15 protein-coding genes are annotated in these 18,010 nt (G+C 72.0%); 9 read left to right on the top strand and 6 right to left on the bottom strand.

Features of this window, described 5'->3' with window-relative positions; genetic code table 11:
- Nucleotides 1-379 precede the first annotated feature (379 nt).
- From ACIQGQ_RS23575 to ACIQGQ_RS23560, 4 genes are all read left to right on the top strand, one after another.
- The gene (locus ACIQGQ_RS23575; RefSeq protein WP_402398611.1) at nt 380-1,306 is read left to right on the top strand and encodes a carbohydrate ABC transporter permease; all 927 of its coding nucleotides are present in this window, start codon (nt 380-382) and stop codon (nt 1,304-1,306) included.
- Complete coding sequence (locus ACIQGQ_RS23570; protein WP_352278702.1) at nt 1,306-2,226, top strand: carbohydrate ABC transporter permease; 921 nt, start codon at nt 1,306-1,308, stop codon at nt 2,224-2,226. The genes ACIQGQ_RS23575 and ACIQGQ_RS23570 overlap by 1 nt, the downstream gene beginning before the upstream one ends.
- A 70-nt stretch (nt 2,227-2,296) precedes the next feature.
- Nucleotides 2,297-3,598: an extracellular solute-binding protein gene (locus ACIQGQ_RS23565; RefSeq protein WP_402398610.1), complete on the top strand. Its 1,302-nt coding sequence runs from the start codon at nt 2,297-2,299 to the stop codon at nt 3,596-3,598.
- A gap of 220 nt (nt 3,599-3,818) precedes the next feature.
- On the top strand, nt 3,819-5,141 hold the full coding sequence (locus ACIQGQ_RS23560) for a BNR-4 repeat-containing protein (protein WP_402398609.1): 1,323 nt from the start codon (nt 3,819-3,821) through the stop codon (nt 5,139-5,141).
- A gap of 72 nt (nt 5,142-5,213) precedes the next feature.
- Here ACIQGQ_RS23560 and ACIQGQ_RS23555 read toward each other — a convergent pair whose 3' ends face one another.
- Both ACIQGQ_RS23555 and ACIQGQ_RS23550 read right to left on the bottom strand, forming a co-directional pair.
- A complete protein-coding gene (locus ACIQGQ_RS23555) occupies nt 5,214-6,050 on the bottom strand; it encodes an EamA family transporter (protein WP_402398608.1) in 837 nt (278 codons plus the stop codon).
- A gap of 159 nt (nt 6,051-6,209) precedes the next feature.
- Nucleotides 6,210-6,416, bottom strand: coding sequence for a DUF664 domain-containing protein (locus ACIQGQ_RS23550; protein ID WP_402398607.1), 207 nt, complete (start codon nt 6,414-6,416; stop codon nt 6,210-6,212).
- Here ACIQGQ_RS23550 and ACIQGQ_RS23545 point away from each other — a divergent pair.
- On the top strand, nt 6,415-7,395 hold the full coding sequence (locus ACIQGQ_RS23545; protein ID WP_402398606.1) for an SDR family oxidoreductase: 981 nt from the start codon (nt 6,415-6,417) through the stop codon (nt 7,393-7,395). The genes ACIQGQ_RS23550 and ACIQGQ_RS23545 overlap by 2 nt on opposite strands.
- 22 nt (nt 7,396-7,417) lie before the next feature.
- On the opposite strand, the gene ACIQGQ_RS23540 is transcribed toward ACIQGQ_RS23545, so the two are convergent.
- Nucleotides 7,418-8,923, bottom strand: a complete 1,506-nt coding sequence (locus tag ACIQGQ_RS23540; protein WP_402398605.1) for a carotenoid oxygenase family protein — start codon at nt 8,921-8,923, stop codon at nt 7,418-7,420.
- A 367-nt stretch (nt 8,924-9,290) separates the two neighbouring features.
- On the opposite strand from ACIQGQ_RS23540, the gene ACIQGQ_RS23535 reads away from it, so the two are divergent.
- The gene (locus ACIQGQ_RS23535) at nt 9,291-10,457 is read left to right on the top strand and encodes a hypothetical protein (protein ID WP_402398604.1); all 1,167 of its coding nucleotides are present in this window, start codon (nt 9,291-9,293) and stop codon (nt 10,455-10,457) included.
- Nucleotides 10,458-10,714: 257 nt separating this feature from the next.
- Nucleotides 10,715-11,998 (top strand): phosphatase PAP2 family protein, encoded by a 1,284-nt coding sequence (locus ACIQGQ_RS23530; RefSeq protein WP_402398603.1) that lies wholly within the window; start codon nt 10,715-10,717, stop codon nt 11,996-11,998.
- A 61-nt stretch (nt 11,999-12,059) separates the two neighbouring features.
- Here the strand turns inward: ACIQGQ_RS23530 and ACIQGQ_RS23525 are convergent, their stop codons facing one another.
- On the bottom strand, nt 12,060-12,950 hold the full coding sequence (locus ACIQGQ_RS23525) for an alpha/beta fold hydrolase (protein WP_402398602.1): 891 nt from the start codon (nt 12,948-12,950) through the stop codon (nt 12,060-12,062).
- 38 nt (nt 12,951-12,988) lie between these two features.
- On the bottom strand, nt 12,989-13,513 hold the full coding sequence (locus ACIQGQ_RS23520; protein ID WP_402398601.1) for a hypothetical protein: 525 nt from the start codon (nt 13,511-13,513) through the stop codon (nt 12,989-12,991).
- A 442-nt stretch (nt 13,514-13,955) separates the two neighbouring features.
- Between ACIQGQ_RS23520 and ACIQGQ_RS23515 the strand changes: the two genes are divergently transcribed.
- Nucleotides 13,956-14,885, top strand: coding sequence for an N-acetylmuramoyl-L-alanine amidase (locus ACIQGQ_RS23515; RefSeq protein WP_402398600.1), 930 nt, complete (start codon nt 13,956-13,958; stop codon nt 14,883-14,885).
- Between the two features lie 51 nt (nt 14,886-14,936).
- On the opposite strand, the gene ACIQGQ_RS23510 is transcribed toward ACIQGQ_RS23515, so the two are convergent.
- Entirely contained in the window at nt 14,937-16,592 is a 1,656-nt protein-coding gene (locus ACIQGQ_RS23510; protein WP_402398599.1) for a TlrC/CarA/OleB/SrmB family ABC-F type ribosomal protection protein, read from the bottom strand.
- Between the two features lie 355 nt (nt 16,593-16,947).
- Here ACIQGQ_RS23510 and ACIQGQ_RS23505 point away from each other — a divergent pair, with 355 nt between their 5' ends.
- A complete protein-coding gene (locus tag ACIQGQ_RS23505) occupies nt 16,948-18,006 on the top strand; it encodes a protein kinase family protein (RefSeq protein ID WP_402398598.1) in 1,059 nt (352 codons plus the stop codon).
- The last annotated feature ends 4 nt before the right edge of the window (nt 18,007-18,010 follow it).

Raw genomic sequence — 18,010 nt, 5'->3', positions numbered from 1 at the left:
ACGTACATCACTTCCATATTGTGCAACCACTGTTCAGCCAGTGGGATGTGTTGTAGATTTCCGGCGCAGCCACAGACGATCGCCACTACGGACGCCCGGATGGGCCCGTGACTCGTCCGACGGCTTCGCCGGTTCTGCACGGATTCGGCGATTCACCGCCCAAAAGGGTTGACGCCGTCGCACGATATGGAGAACGATCCCGCATGCTGCAACTTGCGTTCAATGGAGCATGTATGGCATTCCTGCAGGGTCTCGGTCGAGGCAGAGGGCGGAGCGGCCCCACCGGCACAGCCGGCCGTGCCGCGCCCGTCCCTCCGCGCACGGCCGCCTGCGGCACGCCCCGCACCAGCGCTCCCGCCCCGTTCGAGAGGACACACCCATGAGTACGGCCGCACCTCCGCAGAAGGCCGCTCCACGCCGTGAGCGGGCCGGCGGACGGCTCTCCAACGGCGCGTTCGCACTGTTGCTGACCGCGCCGGGAATCGCCCTGTTCGCGACGATCATCATCTACCCGCTGCTGTCGGCCCTGGTCACAGGCTTCTTCAAGCAGGACCTGCGACTGCCGGGCCGGGAGTTCGTCGGGCTGGAGAACTTCTCCTACTGGCTGGACGGCGACTTCCTCACCATCCTGAAGCAGACGCTGGTCTTCACGGTCGGCGCGACCGTCGTCCCGTTCGTGATCGGCTTCGCGCTCGCCCTGGCACTGAACTCGGGCCTGAAGGCCAGCGGCTTCCTGCGCGGCCTGTTCCTCTTCCCCTGGGTGATCCCGGGCGTGGTGGTCTCCTTCCTCTGGATGTGGATCTTCAACGCGAACTACGGCGTGCTCAACGGTGTCCTCATGAAGGCCGGGATCATCGAGGAGTCGATCTCCTGGCTCGGCCAGCCCGGCACGGCGATGCTCGCGGTCATCATCACCAAGACCTGGGCCAGCTTCCCCTGGATGATGGTCATGCTCCTGGCCGGTCTGCAGACCGTGCCCAAGGAACTGCACGAGGCGGCCTCGATGGACGGCGCCGGCTCGATCCGGCGCTTCTTCGCCGTGACCTGGCCGCAGGTCCGCGGCGTCGCCTCCATCGTGCTGCTGCTGGAGTTCATCTGGAACTTCCAGCACTTCGACACCATCTACGTGCTCACCGGCGGCGGCCCGGCCGGTGCGACCGAGACCTTCGCCACCGCCGTGTACCAGACCGCCTTCAAGGGCTTCGACATCGGCCGGGCGACCGCGCTGGGCGGCCTGTGGATGCTGCTGCTGCTCGTCCTCGTAGTTGTGTACCTCAGGATCACCGAGCGGAAGAACGACGCCTGATGACTTCCACGACCACCACCCCGCTGTCCGGCACCGACCGGCTGAGCCCCGCCGCCACGTCCTCCGGGCGCACCGCGCGCCGCCGGATACGCAAGGACCTGCTGCGCTCGCGGATCGTGGCCTGGACCGCCGTCCTGGTCATCGGCGCCTTCGGCATGCTGCCGGTGTACTGGCTGCTGGTCACCGCGCTGAGCAGCCCCGAGCAGACCTTCCAGTTCCCGCCGAGGCTGATCCCCACCGAGATCACCTTCAGCAACTTCACGGCCCTCGCCGAGAACGACCAGCTGATCAAGTACCTGGTCAACTCGCTGATCGTCGCCTCGATCACCGCCGTGCTGAGCGTGGTCGTCGCCACGTACATGGGCTACTCGTTCTCCAAGTTCCGCTACCGCGGACGGCGCTCGCTGATGCACATGGTGCTGGCCTCCCAGATGTTCCCGCAGGCGCTCCTGCTGGTGACGCTGTACGCGGTCTTCTCCAGCTTCGGCCTGCTGAACACGTACACCGCCCTGGTGCTGTCCTTCACCACGTTCACGATGCCGCTGTGCGTGTGGATGCTGAAGGGGATCTTCGACACCATCCCCGACGCCCTGCTGGAGGCCGCGTCCATCGACGGCGCATCCCGCTGGCGGACGCTGCACTCCATCGTGGCCCCGCTGGCCGCGCCCGGTATGATCGCCGCCGGCCTGTTCGCCTTCGTCCGCGGCTGGAACGACTTCATCTTCGCGGTGACGCTGGCCGACAAGGAGAAGCAGACCCTGCCGCCCGGCCTCGTCTCGACGTACATCGGCGAGTTCCAGACCGCCTGGCCCGAGCTGATGGCCGCCTCCCTGGTGGTGTCCGTCCCGGTGGTCGTCGCCTTCATGTTCCTCCAGCGCTACCTCGTCGGCGGCATGACCGCCGGTTCGGTCAAGAGCTGAGCCCGCGGGACCACCCGCCCCCTCCCCCCACGCGTTCCCCTTCCGCCCAACCCTCAATGGAGAGACAACCATGACCACCTCCGGTCTCAGCCGGCGCGGCGCGCTTCGTATGTTCGGTCTCGGCGCGCTCGGCGTGGCCGGCGTCGGCGCCCTGAGCGCCTGCGCGCCGTCCGGTCCCAGCTCCTCCTCGAACGGAGGCGACACGAAGTCCAAGAACTTCGACTTCACCTCCTGGTCGCTCAACGAGGAGGCCGCCAAGCCCTCCATCGAGAAGATCATCAAGGCCTGGGAGAAGGCCGAGGGCTCCAAGATCCGCGCCGTCTCGTACCCGTACAACGAGTACCTGAGCCAGCTCACGCTCAAGCTCGGCGGCGGCGAGACCACCGGTGCGATCCACCTCGACATCGCCTGGCTCGCCGCGGTGGCGCAGATGGGCAAGCTCGTCGACCTCGGTTCGGTGGCCGGCAAGGGCGGCTACACCGACGTCGCGCTGAACAGCGGCAAGTACGACGGCAAGCAGTACGGTCTGCCGTGGAACACCGGCTCGATCGGCCTCATCGCCAACTCCAAGCTCCTGGCCAAGGCGGGCATCAAGAAGCACCCGACCACCATCGAGGAGTTCGAGGACGCGCTGCGGGAGCTGAAGGGCCTCGGCGGCGGTGTGGTGCCCTACGCCGCGGCCACCAAGGTCGCCCAGCTGAAGGACATCTTCCCGTGGATGCAGACCTTCGGCTGCACGCTGCTCGACGGTGACAAGGTCACCATCGGCGACGACGCCTCGATCGACGCGGTCACCTGGTACAAGAAGCTCCACGACCAGAAGCTGATCGCCGCCGACGTGGACCGCTTCGACGCCCGCGCCCTGTTCGGGCAGGGCAAGGCCGCCTTCTACGACGACGCCATCATCGGCAAGGGCGTGACCTCGGCCCAGTCCAAGGACAAGACGCTGGCCGACGCCATGCAGCCGATGCAGCGTCCCGTGCTGAAGGCGGGCGACACGCCCCAGGCGCTGCTGTGGGGCGGTGTCATCGCGATCGTCAAGGGCAAGGGCCAGGACGCGGCCACCGACTTCGCGCTGCACGCCACGACCGACCAGGCCACCGTCGCCCAGTACTTCGCCGAGCGCGCCCTGCCGCCGTCCACCACGGCGGGCCTGGCCGACCCGAAGGTCGCCAAGGACACGTTCTCCACCGAGTGGACCGAGAAGATCACCAAGACGGCGACCGGCAGCCCGTTCTGGCAGTTCGCGCAGAACGCCCAGATCGAGGAGGCCGTGGCCAAGCAGGTCCAGGCCGTCCTGGTCGGCAAGTCGAAGCCGAAGGACGCCATGAAGCGTGCCGCCGAGGAGGTCTCGGACCTCATCAAGCGCTGATCCGGGGCGCGGCGGCCGGAGGGCCCGGTACAGGCGGTTCGCCTGTACCGGGCCCTCCGGCGTCTCGCACTCGACTTCCTGAAGACGTATTTCAGTTTCGCATTGTGCACCCTCTATTCGTGATCTGGGATCAGTTGTAAGCTCCCGGCGCAGCGACGGAGCAGTCCTGCAAGTGGGATGCTCCGTTCGCCTCACCCCCGCATCCGCGAAGGAGCTCACCTTGCGACGTCCCACGGCACGCGTGTACGCGGCCTCGGCAGCGGCCCTGGCCGCCCTGCTCACGCTCGTCCCGGCCGCCCAGGCCGACGGCGGCACGGACGGCACGGCCGTCGCGGCCACCACGGCCGCCGCCACGGCGATCGAGAAGATCCCGTACGCGATGGACTCGTCGAACCAGGCCGCCTGGTGGTCCCCGGTCGCCACGTACAAGGGCCGCGGGCAGTACACGTACTTCGCGTTCAACGAGCCCGGCGCGACCGCGGCCACGCACCGTCCGGCCATCGCCCGGCGCGACCCGGACGGGGTCTGGAGCCGGCTTCCGCTGCTCGACAAGAACGGGCAGCAGGCCGAGTTCGCCGACGACAACGGCCACAACCAGCCGTCCGTCGCCCGCGACGGCAGCGGCCGGCTGCACGTCTTCACCTCGATGCACGCCGACCCCTGGCGCTACTTCCGCACCGAGGCCCCGGGCACCGACGTCACGGACCACGCGTCCGAACTGCCCGACCAGGGCGTGGGCATCACGTACCCGGTCGTCACCACCGCCCCCAACGGCGACCTGTACCTGGCCGCCCGGGTCGGCTCCGGCGCCGACAAGCGGCCCGGGAAGCTCTACCGCTGGGACAACGCCGCCTCGAAGTGGAGCGTGGTCGCCACCTTCGCCGACGCGCTGAACCGCTCGGTGTACCCGGACGACCTGATGGTGGACGCCACCGGGCGCGTGCACCTGCTCTTCGAGTGGGCGAAGGCCCCGGCGACCGGCTTCCGCCACCAGCTCACGTACATGAGCTACGACCCGGCGACCGGCACCTTCGCCGACAGCAGGGGCGCCGCGATCACCACACCGGTCACGCCCGCCACGTCCGACGTGATCCAGGACCTCACCGCGGGCGAGGAGTGGAGCATCGACAACGCCTACACCGGCCCGGCGGTGCAGAGCGCCAAGCTCACCCTGGACGGCTCCACCCCGAAGGTGGCCTACCGCTACCGCTCGGCCGAGAGCGGCGCCAACTTCCGCGTCTACTACGCCTACCCGAGCGGCAGCAGTTGGGTCAGCAAGACCGTGTACGCGGGCGGCCAGACGGCCGCCGCCATCGGGATCACCTGGGACGCCACGGACACCAAGCGGGTGTACTACGTGACCACCACCGGCACCGACCGGGTCTTCGCCGCGACGCAGAACGCGGACGGGGCCTGGGTCGCGCAGTCCGCCGCGCCGGGCGTGACCGCCGACCGGCTGGCGGTGCGCCAGGACTCGGACGGGTCCGACGTGCTGTACCTGCCGGTCACCGCGAGCAACTCGCTGTACTACGGGCGCCGCTGAGGCCCGCGCCGTGGGCCGCCGTCCGCACCGAACCGTGGTGCGGGCGGCGGCCCACGGCTCTCCCCCGGCTCCTCAGGCCAGGGCCAGCAGACTGACCGCGACGGCCGCCGCGCCGAGCCCCACCAGCTGGCCGCGGTGGATCCGCTCGGCGAGCACGCTGCGGGCGAGCAGCACCGTACCCGCCGGGTAGAGCGCGGTGATGACGGCGACGACGGCGAGGTCCCCGCCGCGGGCGGCCATCAGGAACAGCAGGTTGGCCACCGAGTCCAGGGCACCCGCGGCGGCCGACACCGCGTAGGCGGGCCGCTCGGTGCCCAGGCCGGAACGGATCACGAAGGCCACGCTCAGCGTGATCGCCGCGGAGACCGCCCGCCCCACGATCAGCGGGGCCACCCCGCTCCCGTCGGGCGCCTGGTTGAGGCAGATGAGCTGGACGGCGATGGCGGAACCGGCGCCGAGGGCCAGCAGCAGTGCCCGGCGCGAGGGCCGCGCCACCCCGGCCCCGTGCCCGGCACTCACCATCACCACCGCGGCCAGCGCCAGCGGCAGGCCCACCAGCCCGGCCGCCCCGAGGTGTTCGCCCTGCACCAGGCCCACCCCGACCGGAAGCATGGCGGAGATCACCGCCGTGACCGGCGAGAGCACGCTCATCGGGCCGATCGCCAGGGTGTGGTAGAGCAGCGCGAACGCACCCGCCGAGGCGACCCCCGACGCGACACCCCAGCCGAGCGCACCGGGGCTGAACGCGGCCCCGAGCACCGGCCACAGGGTCAGCTCCACCGCCAGCGAGGCCGGGGCCGCGATCACGACGGTGCGCAGCACATGGGCCTTGCGGGCGCCCAGCCCGCCCAGGAAGTCGGCGCAGCCGTAGACCAGGGAGCTGCCCAGGGCCAGCAGCAGAGCGATCACGGTCCGCCCCGCCTCCTCGGGCCCGTGCCGCCTCCGCGCCGTACCCTCAGGCTCGCCATGCCCCACCCCTCCCATTCGACCCGGGAGCCTACCGGGGGCAACTCCCTTCACGGCAAGGGCCTTTGGCGGAGATTTACGGGGGATGCGGAACGGCCGAGGTCAGCCTCCGGCGGCTCCACCGATCCGTTCCCGGACGAGGCCGGAATGGCCGTTGTGGCGCGCGTACTCCTCGCTCAGGTGGACCAGGGTCCGGCGCGGGGAGACGCCGCGGTCGACCCGGGCGTGGAGCCCGTGGAGGAAATCGTGGAAGAACGCGCCGGAAAAGGAGACAGGATCTGTCTGGTTTCCCGTGCACGGTGATGCCATGAACGAGGAAACGCACGTCCCGAACACCGCCCGAAACACCCCGCACACCCACCCGGACGCCCCGCTCACCGGCCGGATCGCACTCGTCGCCGGAGCCACCCGGGGCGCCGGCCGCGCCCTCGCCGTCGAACTGGGACGCTCCGGCGCCACCGTCTACGTGACCGGCCGCACCACCCGCGCCCGGGTCAGCGAGGTCGGCCGGAGCACGGAGACCATCGAGGAGACCGCCGAGCTGGTCACCGCGGCCGGCGGCACCGGCATCGCCGTCCCCACCGACCATCTGGACGAGGAGCGGGTACGCGCCCTGGTCGATCGGATCGACCGTGAACAGGGCCGGCTCGACATCCTGGTCAACGACCTCTGGGGCGGCGACCACCTGCTCATCCGCTCCGTCTTCGGCAAGAAGAGCTGGGAGACGCCGCTGGCGGACGGGCTGCGCATCCTGGAGCTGGGAGTGCGCTCGCACATGATCACCGCGGCGCTCGCCCTCCCCCTCCTGATCCGCTCCGACGCGCCCCTGCACGTGGAGGTCACCGACGGCACGGCGGCCTCCAACCGCCGGTACCGCGAGAACCTCTACTACGACCTCGCGAAGAACGCCCCCATCCGGATCGCCTACGGCCTGGGCGAGGAGCTGGCGGAGTACGGCGGCACCGCCGTCGCCGTCAGCCCGGGTTTCCTCCGCTCGGAGCAGATGCTCACCCACTTCGGGGTCACGGAGGAGAACTGGCGCGACGCCATCGCCCAGGAGCCGACCTTCGCGATCGCCGAGTCCCCGCTCTTCCTCGCCCGGGGCGTCGCGGCGCTCGCCGCCGACCCGGACCGGGCCGCCCGCTGGAACGGGAAGTCCACGTCCAGCGGCGAACTGGGCCGGGTCTACGACGTCCGGGACGCGGACGGCAGCCGGCCGGACGCCTGGGCGTTCATCGAGGACACGGTGTACGGCGGGAAGGAGGCCCCGGCGGAGGACTACCGCTGACCCGGGCGGGAGCGGGTGCCGCTCACGCGTCCGGCACCCAGCTCCCGTGGAAGCCGAGCGGCACCCGTCCCGGGAGGTGGACACGGGCCAGCGGGCGGCCGGTGAAGTCCTCCGCCGAGAGGATCACCAGATCGCTCGCGCCCCGGTCCGGATCGTGCACGTACGACAAGAGGTAGCCGTCGTCCTCGTGCCGTGCCCCGCGGCGCGGCACGAAGACCGGCTCCGAGGCCGCCGCGCCCCGGGGGAAGCGGTGCACCTGGCGGCTGCCGCGCAGCATGTCGTGCTTGACCAGGCAGTTGGTGAACGTCTCGTCCGGCGGCACCCCGTCGACCGTCCCGTAGGCGCGCCACATCTCCGCCGCGCACGCCGTGTAGGCGTACCGGTGCCGCCGGGACACCAGCGACTCGTCGATGCGGGGGAACTCCTGCGGCAGGTCGTCGATCCGGGTGGTGCGGACCCGCCCGGCGCGCAGGTCGATGGTCCAGCGGTCGAGGGCCGGGGTGCCGGTGCCGGAGGGGCCGCCCTCGGTGCCCGCGACGTGGAACGGCGCGGGCATGGTGGTGAGTTCCATGACGATGGTGTCGCCCTGGTCGTAGGCGTTGAGCGTGTGCGAGAAGAAGACCGGGTCGGTCTCGAACCAGCGGACGGCTCCCCCGGTCCGCTTCATCACCCCGACCCGCATCGGGTGCTTCGCGTTCCAGGAGTACGGGACGGCCGCGCCCGCCCGGGCGGCCGCCGGGTCGAAGGTGACCGGCAGGTCGACGATCACCACGTACTTCCCGGTGAGGGCGAAGTCGTGCATCATCGGCGCGTCCGCCACCGGGATCCGGCTGGTCCGGGCCACCCGCCCGGTGTGGTCGACCACGATGTGCCGCACATGGTCCCAGGTCGGGTAGTACGCCACCGCGTGCAGCTCGTCGGCCACCGCGTCGTACTTGGTGTGCGCGGTGAACGCCCCCTCCAGCGTGGCGCGGAAGTCGTGGGGCCGGACGGTGTTCAGCTCGCCGTCCAGTTCGTACGGCAGCGGTCCGCTCTCCTGGAGCGCCAGGATGCGCCCCTTGTACGGGATGACGTGGGTGTTGCACGCGAAGTCGTCCGGCGGGACCGTGCCCGGGTACGTCTCGCCCAGCTTGGCGGCCACCTGCGAGGAGCGGACCCACCGGTTGCGGTACCACTCGGCGCGGCCGTCGCGCAGCCGCACGCCGTGCACCATGCCGTCACCGATCATCCAGTGGTGGGCCCTCGGGTCCTCCAGGCCCAGCGGGTTGGGGCCGGTGCGCAGGTAGCGGCCGTCCAGATCGCGCGGCACCCGGCCGGTCACCGGGAGACCGAACGCGGTGAGCTCCTCGGTGACGGGGGCGAAGGCCCCCTCCAGGAACGGGAACGACACGCCGCCCCGGTCCGCGCCGTCCCGGGTGGCCGCCTGCGCCGCGGTGCCGTAGTGGCCGGGCCCGTAGCCCCCGACGACGCTGCCGACCGCCGCGAGTGCCGCTCCCCCGAGAACCCTTCGGCGGGTGTGACCGGTCATCGTTTCTCTCCGTCCGTGCGTCCGTGCCCCGGCGGGTTCCCGCCGGTTCCGGACCGAGTCTGCTGCGCGGCCGCCGGCCGGTCAGGAGGTCTGGGGCCCTGGCCGGGGTGGCACTGACGCCACCCCCGAGGGGTGTCACCGGGTCGCCGCAGAGGTCACCGCGATGCGTCAACTCACCGGGGAACGAGGTACGTTGTACGCGTCATCCACATCTCCCCCGGCCGGACGGCCGACAGGGGGGGCCGCCCCGCCGCGCGAGGCGGTCGCACGAACGTACTACCCAGTCATCGGAGTGGAGTTGGGCGCCCGTTACCCCCAGGTCCCGGGCAGCGGCTACGGTGCTGCTGTGGTAATCGACGGGGAGGACATGACATCCGGGACCGCGCTGCTGATCGCGGCAGCCCCGGCCGGCAAGGGCTGCCTCATCGACGCGACCGGCGCGCTGTCCCCGCTGGCCGCGGTGGCACCCGGCATCCTGACCCGCTCCGCCACGGCCACGGTCGTCGAGCTCGCCGATCCGGCCGACCCGCAGACGGTGCTCACCCGCATCCGCGCCGCGGCCACCGAGCCCGGCCCGCTCACCCTCTACCTCGCGGGCCAGCTCCACCTCGACCACCGCCAGCGGCTGATCCACCTCGCGCTCGCCCGGACCACGCCCGCCACCCTGCGCTACACCTCGCTGCCCTGGCACTGGCTGGCCGCCGAGCTCGCGACGCGGCGCCCTGGGACCACCACCGTCGTGGTCGACCTGGCCGCCGCCCCGGACGCCTGGCCGAAGCTCCACGCCGAGGGGCTCGGCCTCGGCCACGGGACCCGGCTGTACGGGCGGATCGTTCCGCCGTCGGCCCGCCGCCGTCCGGCGGAGCCGTCCTATCTGAAGGCACTCGCCGCCGTGTGGCGCAGCGGCCTCAATCCACCGCTCGCCCGGCTGCACGCGCAGACCGTCGCCCAGCTCGGCGCCGACAGCGCCCTGTTCATCGCCCCGGACACCGCGTCGCACCCCGCCCCGCCGCCTTCTCCCTCGGCCCCCAGCGGGCCGACCGTCTCCGCCCAGGGCTTCGCGGACCTCCCGCCCGCCGCCGGGAGCGATCCGCTCCCCGCGATCCTCGCGGCCGCCCATGCCGGGCGGCACGGCGAGGCCGCGTCGATGGCCGCCCTGTGGGAGGGGTGGGCGCTGCGCACCCACGGCGCCGCCTCCGCCGAGGCCGTCCACTGGCTGGAGGTGCGGGCCGACCTCGCCCGTCTGGCCGGTGACCCGGCCCGGAGCTGCGAGCTGTGGACGGCCGCCGCCGACGCCCGCCTCGCCCGCCGTCAGCCGCCGGACGACCCCGCCGTGGAGGGTGCCGTGGACCGGGCCCACCACCAGTGGCAGGAGATCGGCGATCCGCGGCGGGCCCTGGAGCTCGGTCCGGCACTGGTGGCCCTGCGCCAGCGGGTGCCCGGCCGGCGTCCCGGAGCGGTCGAAGCCCTGCGGCACCGGCTGAAGCAGCTGGACTCCGCGCACTCCCCCCGGACCGAACACCCCGTCAGCTGACGTACGGGGCGGCCGGCCGGTCACCCCGTACCGCCTGACCAGCGGGCTCGTGAACGCGCTCCGATAGCATGTTCGGGCTCATGACGAGCGCCCCCGACGCCTGCCCTTCCCTGGAAAACCATGCCAAACGGATTGAAAAGTGCCCTGTCCAGCCAGAACCGAACAAATCGGCCAAACACTTGATATCTATAGCATCGCGGTTTTTTTCGCGTAATAACTTCAGAGCTCTGATCACCGCATGGCGTCGGCCCCGGGCAATGCTGTGGACCGCAGCGGCCGTGGTGACCCTCGGATTCCTCGTCGCGCTGGAGATCGCCGCGCGGCACTACGGTCTGCCGGGCCCGATCGTCACCCAGGCGCAGGAGGTCGTGGTCGCCCCCAAGTCGGGCTTCCTGCTGTACGCCAGCATGGCACTGACGATGCTGGTCCTCACCTGGCGCCAGCGGCTCATCGCCCTCTGCGCCGCGGTCGGCATCGACCTCGTCTTCCTCCTGGTGCGGTGGGTGGCCGGCATCGGCCTGAACGGGGGCCACCCCTTCGGCAACGGCGCGCTGTGGGTGATCATCGGCTGTGTGGTCATCGCCTTCACCCGGCGCACGGGCGCGGAGCGGATGCTGCTGCTGAAGGGCGTCGGGCTGGGGCTGCTGCTGGTGGCGGGCCGGAAGACCGGAGACACCTGGCTGCTCATCACGTCGAAGACCCGCTACGAGGTGCTCGACCAGTACGTCGCCGTCGCGGACCACGCACTGGGCAATCCGTCGTGGCTGGTGGGCCGGCTCGTCACGGCCACGGGGCCGGTCGGCGCCCACTTCCTCGACGCCGTCTACACCCAGCTCCCGGTGGCTGCGGTCGCGGTCGCCGCGTACCAGTTGCGGCGCGTGGCGGTCGAGCGCCGCTTCCCGAGCCACCACCTGGTCCGCACCTTCCTGGTCATAGGACTGCTCGGGCCCGGCATCTACATGATCTTCCCGGTGGTCGGACCGATCTTCGCCTACGGCGCGGACGGCGGGCACTGGGCGCTGGCCGACCTCTGGCCGAACACCCCGCCGCCGCTCGACGCCCCGCAGCACATGCCGTTCGACGGGATCACCCCGCGCAACTGCATGCCCAGCCTGCACACCGCATGGGCCACCGCGATCTTCATCCACTCCCGCAGGGGCCCCCGGTTCCTGCGGTACGCGGGGACGTTCTGGCTGATCGCCACGCTCGGCGCCACGCTGGGCTTCGGCTACCACTACGGTGCCGACATCATCGCCGGAGTCGTGTTCACGCTCACCATCGAGGCGGGGCTCCGCTCGCTCGAACGCGGCTGGGACCGGTCGGGGACCCTGCTCGTCGGCTACGGCACGGCCGTCTTCGCCGCGCTGCTGGTGGCGTACCGCTACCTGCCCACGGTGATGGCCGGCACCCCCTGGCTGTTCGGGCCGCTGCTCGTCCTCGCCATGATCTCGGTCATCTACTGCTATGTGCGGACCACGAGGCGGTGGGATCCGAAGGACGTACCGGTCCGGTCGGCACAGCCGCAGCCCGAACTCGTCTGAGGGCGCTCGTCCTGACGGCGCCCCTTCCGCTCACCGCGAGCGGAAGGGGCGCCGTCCGCGTTCAGTCGCGCGGACGGGTGTGCGCTTCCAGGGCGTCGATGATCCGGGGCCAGAGCGGACGCGGCCGGTCGTGCCCCATGTCGGGGAGGAGCAGGAGCTCCGCTCCCGGCACCAGTTCGGCCGTACGCTCCCCGCCGCTGGGGTGGACCAGGGTGTCGTCCAGGCCGTGGATGACCAGCGTCGGCACCCGGAGTGCGCGCAGCGCGTCGGTGCGCGGGCCGCTGAGCGTCATGGCGGCGAGCTGCCGGGCCGTTCCCGCCGGGTAGTGGCCGCGGTCGTAGCTCCGGGCGGCCAGGTCGCGCAGGGCCTCCGGGTCGCCGTAGCGCTTGGAGGCCCACAGCAGGTCCCGCTCGGACGCCGCGACGTACCCCTCGCGGTCCGAGGGCTTCGGGGCGAGGAGCGCCGCCTGGGCCTCGGGGCTGGAGCGGCCGTACTCGGGCTCGCCCGTCGTGGACATCATCGACGTCAGTGTCAGGACGCGCTCCGGCCTGGCGACGGCCATCAGCTGGGCGAGCAGCCCGCCCATCGACGAGCCGACCACATGGGCCCGCTCGATGCCGAGGGCGGTGAGCAGGCCGAAGCCGTCGTCGGCCATCTCCTGGGCGGAGTAGGGCGCCATCGCGAGGGCCGCCGGGATGTCCCCGGCGCTCACCGTCCCGACGAACCGGGCCATGTCGACGGGGCGGTCGTCGAACCGGGTGGACAGTCCGCAGTCCCGGTTGTCGTAACGGATCACCCGGCGCCCGCGCTCCGCGAGCGCGCGGCAGAAGTCCTCGTGCCAGGTGATCATCTGTGCGCCGAGCCCCGCCACGAGCAGGACCGGCGGATCGGACGGATCACCGAACGTCTCATGGGCGAGGGAGATCCCGGGCGATATCTCAGTGAGGGGCATACGGGGATTCTCCCAGCTCTTCCGGTTCCGTGCGACGCTCAGTCCCGCAGGCCGCAGCGCCGTTCGACGGCCCTCAGCCGTTCCAGCTCGCGCTCCGCCGCCACCGGGTGGTTCAGGTCGAGGGCCATGGAGGCGCGGGCGGTGATGTAGCCGATGTCCTCGCGGACGGCGGGGTCGAGGCCGGGGAGGGCCAGGAGGCGGCGGGCGGCGACGCTCAGGAGGATCACGAGGGTGCCGAGACGTTCGCGCCGGTGCACGGACATGGTCCCGCGCAGCCGGTCCTTGGCGTAGTCACGCGCCTGCCCGTCCGCCTCGCGGGGCCTCGGCGCGGTGGGCGCCCAGCGGAGGCGGGCCTCCTCGGCCTCCTCGTACATGTCCGCCACCCTGGACCGGGCGAACGCGCGGTCGCCGTCCGCCGCCGCCGCACGGGCCGACTCCAGCGCGGAGCGCAGCCGTTCGCGGACGACGGGGTCCTCCCCGGTCTCCGCGCCCAGGTACCCGGACCACACGTCGAACGCCTTGGCCAGTTCGGCGTCCAGCATGATCCTGTACGTGTCCGGCACTCCGCCGCCTCTCTGTCGGGCCCGCCCGGGTACGGACGGCAGCGGTACACGATAGGCGGGGCCGCACGCCCGCTGCCTCCGGTTTTCCGTGGAGCCCCCGGCCTCGGCCACTCGTACCGGTGGTGGGGAAGCGGTTTCCCTCCCGCTCGGGCAGGGCGCTGGGTAGCGTACGTTCCGCCGGATCCGGTCGGTGCTCGCGCGTCCGGGACCGGTGAACCGGCCGTGTCCGGTGGGTGGATGGCGACGGCCGTCCATACTGCGGGCCTCCCGGTCGAGTCCTGCGGTGGACGCGGGGGTATGGAACTCGTATGAACCACACGTCGCCATGGGCCGGTTCAGCTCCGCGCGAGCAGGGGCGACCGGCGTGGTGCGTTCCTCCGGGTGGAGACGGTCGAGTCGATCGACGGCACCGCTCGTACACCTCGGGCTGAAAGGAAGACGAATGGCAACTCCTCTGTCCGCCGCTGCCGTCCTCAAGGCGCTGCGCGCCGAGGGCGTGCGCGTGGTCGAGGTCGGGAACTGGCGTACCCACAACCGCAATGCGAAGGGCCCGTGGGGGCCGGTCAACGGGTCGGTCGTCCATCACACGGTGACCAAGGGCACCGCGAACACGGTCCGGATCGTCCGCGACGGCTACCCGGACCTGCCCGGTCCGCTGTGCCACGGGATGATCGCGAAGAACGGCCAGGTGCACCTGGTCGGCTGGGGCCGCACCAACCACGCCGGCGGCGGCGACCCCAAGGTCCTGAACCAGGTGATAGCGGAGTCGTACGGCACCCGTCCCACCCCGCCCACGAAGGGCAACGCGAACGGGGTCGACGGCAACGCCCGGTTCTACGGCTGGGAATGCGAGAACCTCGGCGACGGCAAGGACCCCTGGCCCGCCGTCCAGTACGACGCGATCGTCCGCGTCCAGGCCGCCCTGTGCCGGGCGCACAAGTGGTCCGCCAAGTCCGTGATCGGACACCTGGAGTGGTCGAACGACAAGGTCGACCCCCGCGGTTTCACCATGGCCAAGCTCCGTGCCGACGTGGCGGAGCGGCTCAAGCACCCCGCGAGCTGGAACGGCTCCGACCCCGAGGAGGACCCCATGGCCGGAATCACCAAGCGCGACATCTTCGACGCCGTGTGGAAGACCGACGCGATCGGCGGGCCGGCCGACGCGGCGGACCACGCGACGAACCCGACGTGGCAGCCGCAGTCCATCCTGAAGGACATGCAGGCCCGCATCCGGTCCATGGACAAGCGGCTGGCCGCCCAGACGGCCGCGATCACCGCCCTCGCCGGTCAGCTCGGCACCGGCGCCGACTCGAAGACCGTGGTCGCCGCGGTCCAGGCCGCGATCGACCGGGCCGTCACCGAATCCGACTGAGGCCGCGGGCCGGCCCCCGTGCCCCGGTGGGGCGTGGGGACCGGCCCTCGCTCAGCCCGTGCCCTTCTCACCGGCCGGCCGGACGGCACGGCCGGCGTCCAGTTCAAGGTGCCCGCCGGAGAACCGGCCGCGCATCCGGCGGTCGTGAGTGACGACGACGACGGCGCCCGGGAACTCGGCCAGGGCCCCTTCCAACTCCTCGACCAGGGCCGGGGAGAGGTGGTTGGTCGGCTCGTCCAGGAGGAGCAGATCGGCCGGATCGCCGACCAGCCGCGCCAGTTCGAGCCGACGGCGCTGCCCGTACGACAGCTCGCCCACCCTCAGCCGCAGATCGGCCGGGGCGAACAGGCCGAGTGCCAGCAGCCGTTCGGTCTGCTCGTCCTGGTCGCCCGCGCGCCCCCGGGCGAACGCTTGGGGCACCGTCAGACCCAGTGGCCAGTTCGTCCCTTCCTGTCTCAGATGACCGACCCGGCCGCGTGTTTGCACCGTCCCCTCGTCGGGTGTCGTCTCGCCTGCCAGGACCCGCATCAGCGTGGTCTTGCCCGCGCCGTTGGGGCCGGTGACCAGCAGGCGGTCCGTGCCGCCGATCCGGAGCGACGGCAGGTGCAGCCGGTTCCCGACCCGGATGCCGTCGAGCTCCGCCACGGGCTGTTCCATCCCCTCGACGGCGGCGGTGGTCAACCGGCCGGTGAACACCAGGGGTTCGGGCGGTGGGGCGACGGGCCGCCCGGTCAGCCGCTCGACGCGTTCCTTCGCGTTGCGGATGCGGACCATGGCCCCGTGGCCGCGGCCCCGGGTCCGGAATCCGCCGTGGCCGAACACCGCGAGGGGCAGTTTGCGCGGGACCGCCGCCAGCCGTCCCGCGTTCGAGGCCGCCAGTTCCCGGTTGCGGTCCAGCTCCGCGCGCCAGTCGGCGTACGCCTGCAGGCGGCGGCGCCGTTCGGCGGCCTTGGCCGCGCGGTAGCCGTCGTAACCGTCGCCGTAGCGCGTCACCTTCCCTTCGTCGACCTCCAGGATCGTGGTGGCGACCCGTTCCAGGAACACCCGGTCGTGGGTGACCGCGACGACGGTGCCCCGGTGTGCCCGCAGTCGGTCCTCCAGGCGGCCCAGCGCCCGTTCGTCGAGGTCGTTGGTCGGTTCGTCCAGCAGCAGCAGCTCCGGCCGGGACGCGAGCGTGGTGGCCAGCGCGAGCCGGGACCTCTCCCCGCCGGAGAGGGTGCCGAGCGTCCTGTCCCGGGCCAGCCCGGGGAGACCGAGTTCGTGGAGCGCGACGTCCACCCGGGCGTCGGCTCCGTGGCCGCCGCGCGCCTCGTGGTGGGCGAGCAGCCGGGCGTAGTCGTCCAGTGCGGTGGTGAGCCGGGCCCCGGACAGTCCCTCCAGCCCGGTCTCGGCCTGCCGGATCCGCGCCTCCAGGTCGTGCAGATCGGCCAGGGCCGCGTCCACCACGTCCTGGACACGGGCCCCGGACGGCAGCTGCGGCGCCTGGGCGAGATAGGCCGAGCCGCCGGGCGCGGTCACGGTCAGCTCGCCGTTGTCGGGCCGGTCCCGTCCGGCGATGAGCCGGAGCAGGGTGGATTTTCCCGCTCCGTTCTCGCCGATGACGCCGACCTTCTCGCCGGGGCCGATGGTGAAGGACACCCGGTCCAGCACGATGTGGTCGTCGTAGCGGCGGGTGACGTCGTGGAGTGCGAGTTGTGCGACGGGCATGGGAAAGCCCCCCTGTTCTCGGCCGGGCCGATCGGCATGGTCGGTGGGACGCGTCCGCGCACGCCGAGGAAGCCCCGCGCGCCCTGCCGGGCAGGGCGCGGGGATCACGGAAGGAGAGGCGGCGCGGAGGAGAACGCGCGGCGGCGGAGTCGGACTCGACGCGGTCGCGCGGGGACTGTCACAGAGAACCCATGCGCAGCACCGTAGGCGCGGGAGCGGGGGCCCGCAAGGCGTTTTCCGAGCCCGGTGACCGGTGCCGGTGCCGGTGCCGGTCTCGGTCCGTAGGATCGATCGCGTTCGCGCGGCCGCCGGTACGTCGGGGCCGGTTCCCGGCGCGGGCGGTGAGGAGCCGTTCATGGACCGTCCCGGTGCGCCGCACTCCGTACGGCCGGCCGCTTTCGGGGCGGTGTCCGCCCGGTTGTCGCTGCTGAGCGACCGTCGGCTCCGTGACGTCGTGGCCTCGGCGACGACGCTCGGGTCCGGTGTCGGGGGCAGGACCGCCGGCTTCGAGGTCGACGGCACGCCGGTCTTCGTCAAGCGGATCCCGCTGACGGACATCGAGTCGATACCGGGGAACGTGCGGTCCACGGCGAACCTCTTCGGGCTGCCCGCGTTCTACCAGTACGGGGTGGGATCGTCGGGGTTCGGTGCCTGGCGCGAGTTGGCCGTGCACGCCCTGACCACCGGGTGGGTGCTCGACGGCGTCTGCGCGGACTTCCCGCTGATGTACCACTGGCGGGTGCTCCCGGACACGCCGCCGAGCGGGTTCGCCGACGAGTTCGGAGGCATCGACGGGGCGGTCGCGCACTGGGAGGGGTCGTCGGCCGTACGCGCCCGGCTGGAGGCCATCGGCCGGTCCACCGCCTCCGTCGTCGTCTTCCTGGAGCATCTGCCGCAGACGCTCGCCGCCTGGCTCGCCGATCACCGGGAGGGAAGGCCGGGCGACGGGTACGGGGCCCGGTACGCCTGGGCGGAGGAAGCCGTGATGCGTACGGCCGCCTTCATGCGCTCCCGGGGGCTCGTCCACTTCGACGCGCACTTCGACAACGTCCTGACCGACGGCCGTTCGGTCCGCTTCGCGGATTTCGGCCTCGCGCTGAGTGCGGAGTTCGAACTCTCCCCCGCCGAGTCCGCGTTCCTGGCCACGCACCGCGCGTACGACAGCGACTACCTGGCGAACCATCTGCTCCGTCACCATCTCCCCGCCGGGCTGCGCGGCGGGCTGGAGCACGAGGAGTTCCTGCGCCGCTGGCTCACGGGCGACCGGCCCGAGGGGGTGGCGCCGGAGGTCGCCTCGGTCATCGACCGGCATGCCCCGAGGGCCGTCGTCGTGGACGGGTTCCAGCGCCGGTTGGTCCATGGGACCCGGCGGACGCCGTACCCGGCTGCCGCGATCGAGCGGGCCGGGCGGTGAGCGG

The sequence above is a fragment of the Streptomyces sp. NPDC092952 genome (assembly GCF_044754785.1).
Classification (GTDB): domain Bacteria; phylum Actinomycetota; class Actinomycetes; order Streptomycetales; family Streptomycetaceae; genus Streptomyces.
Note: the sequence above shows the minus strand (reverse complement) of the source record. Positions and strands in the feature narration are given on the sequence as shown.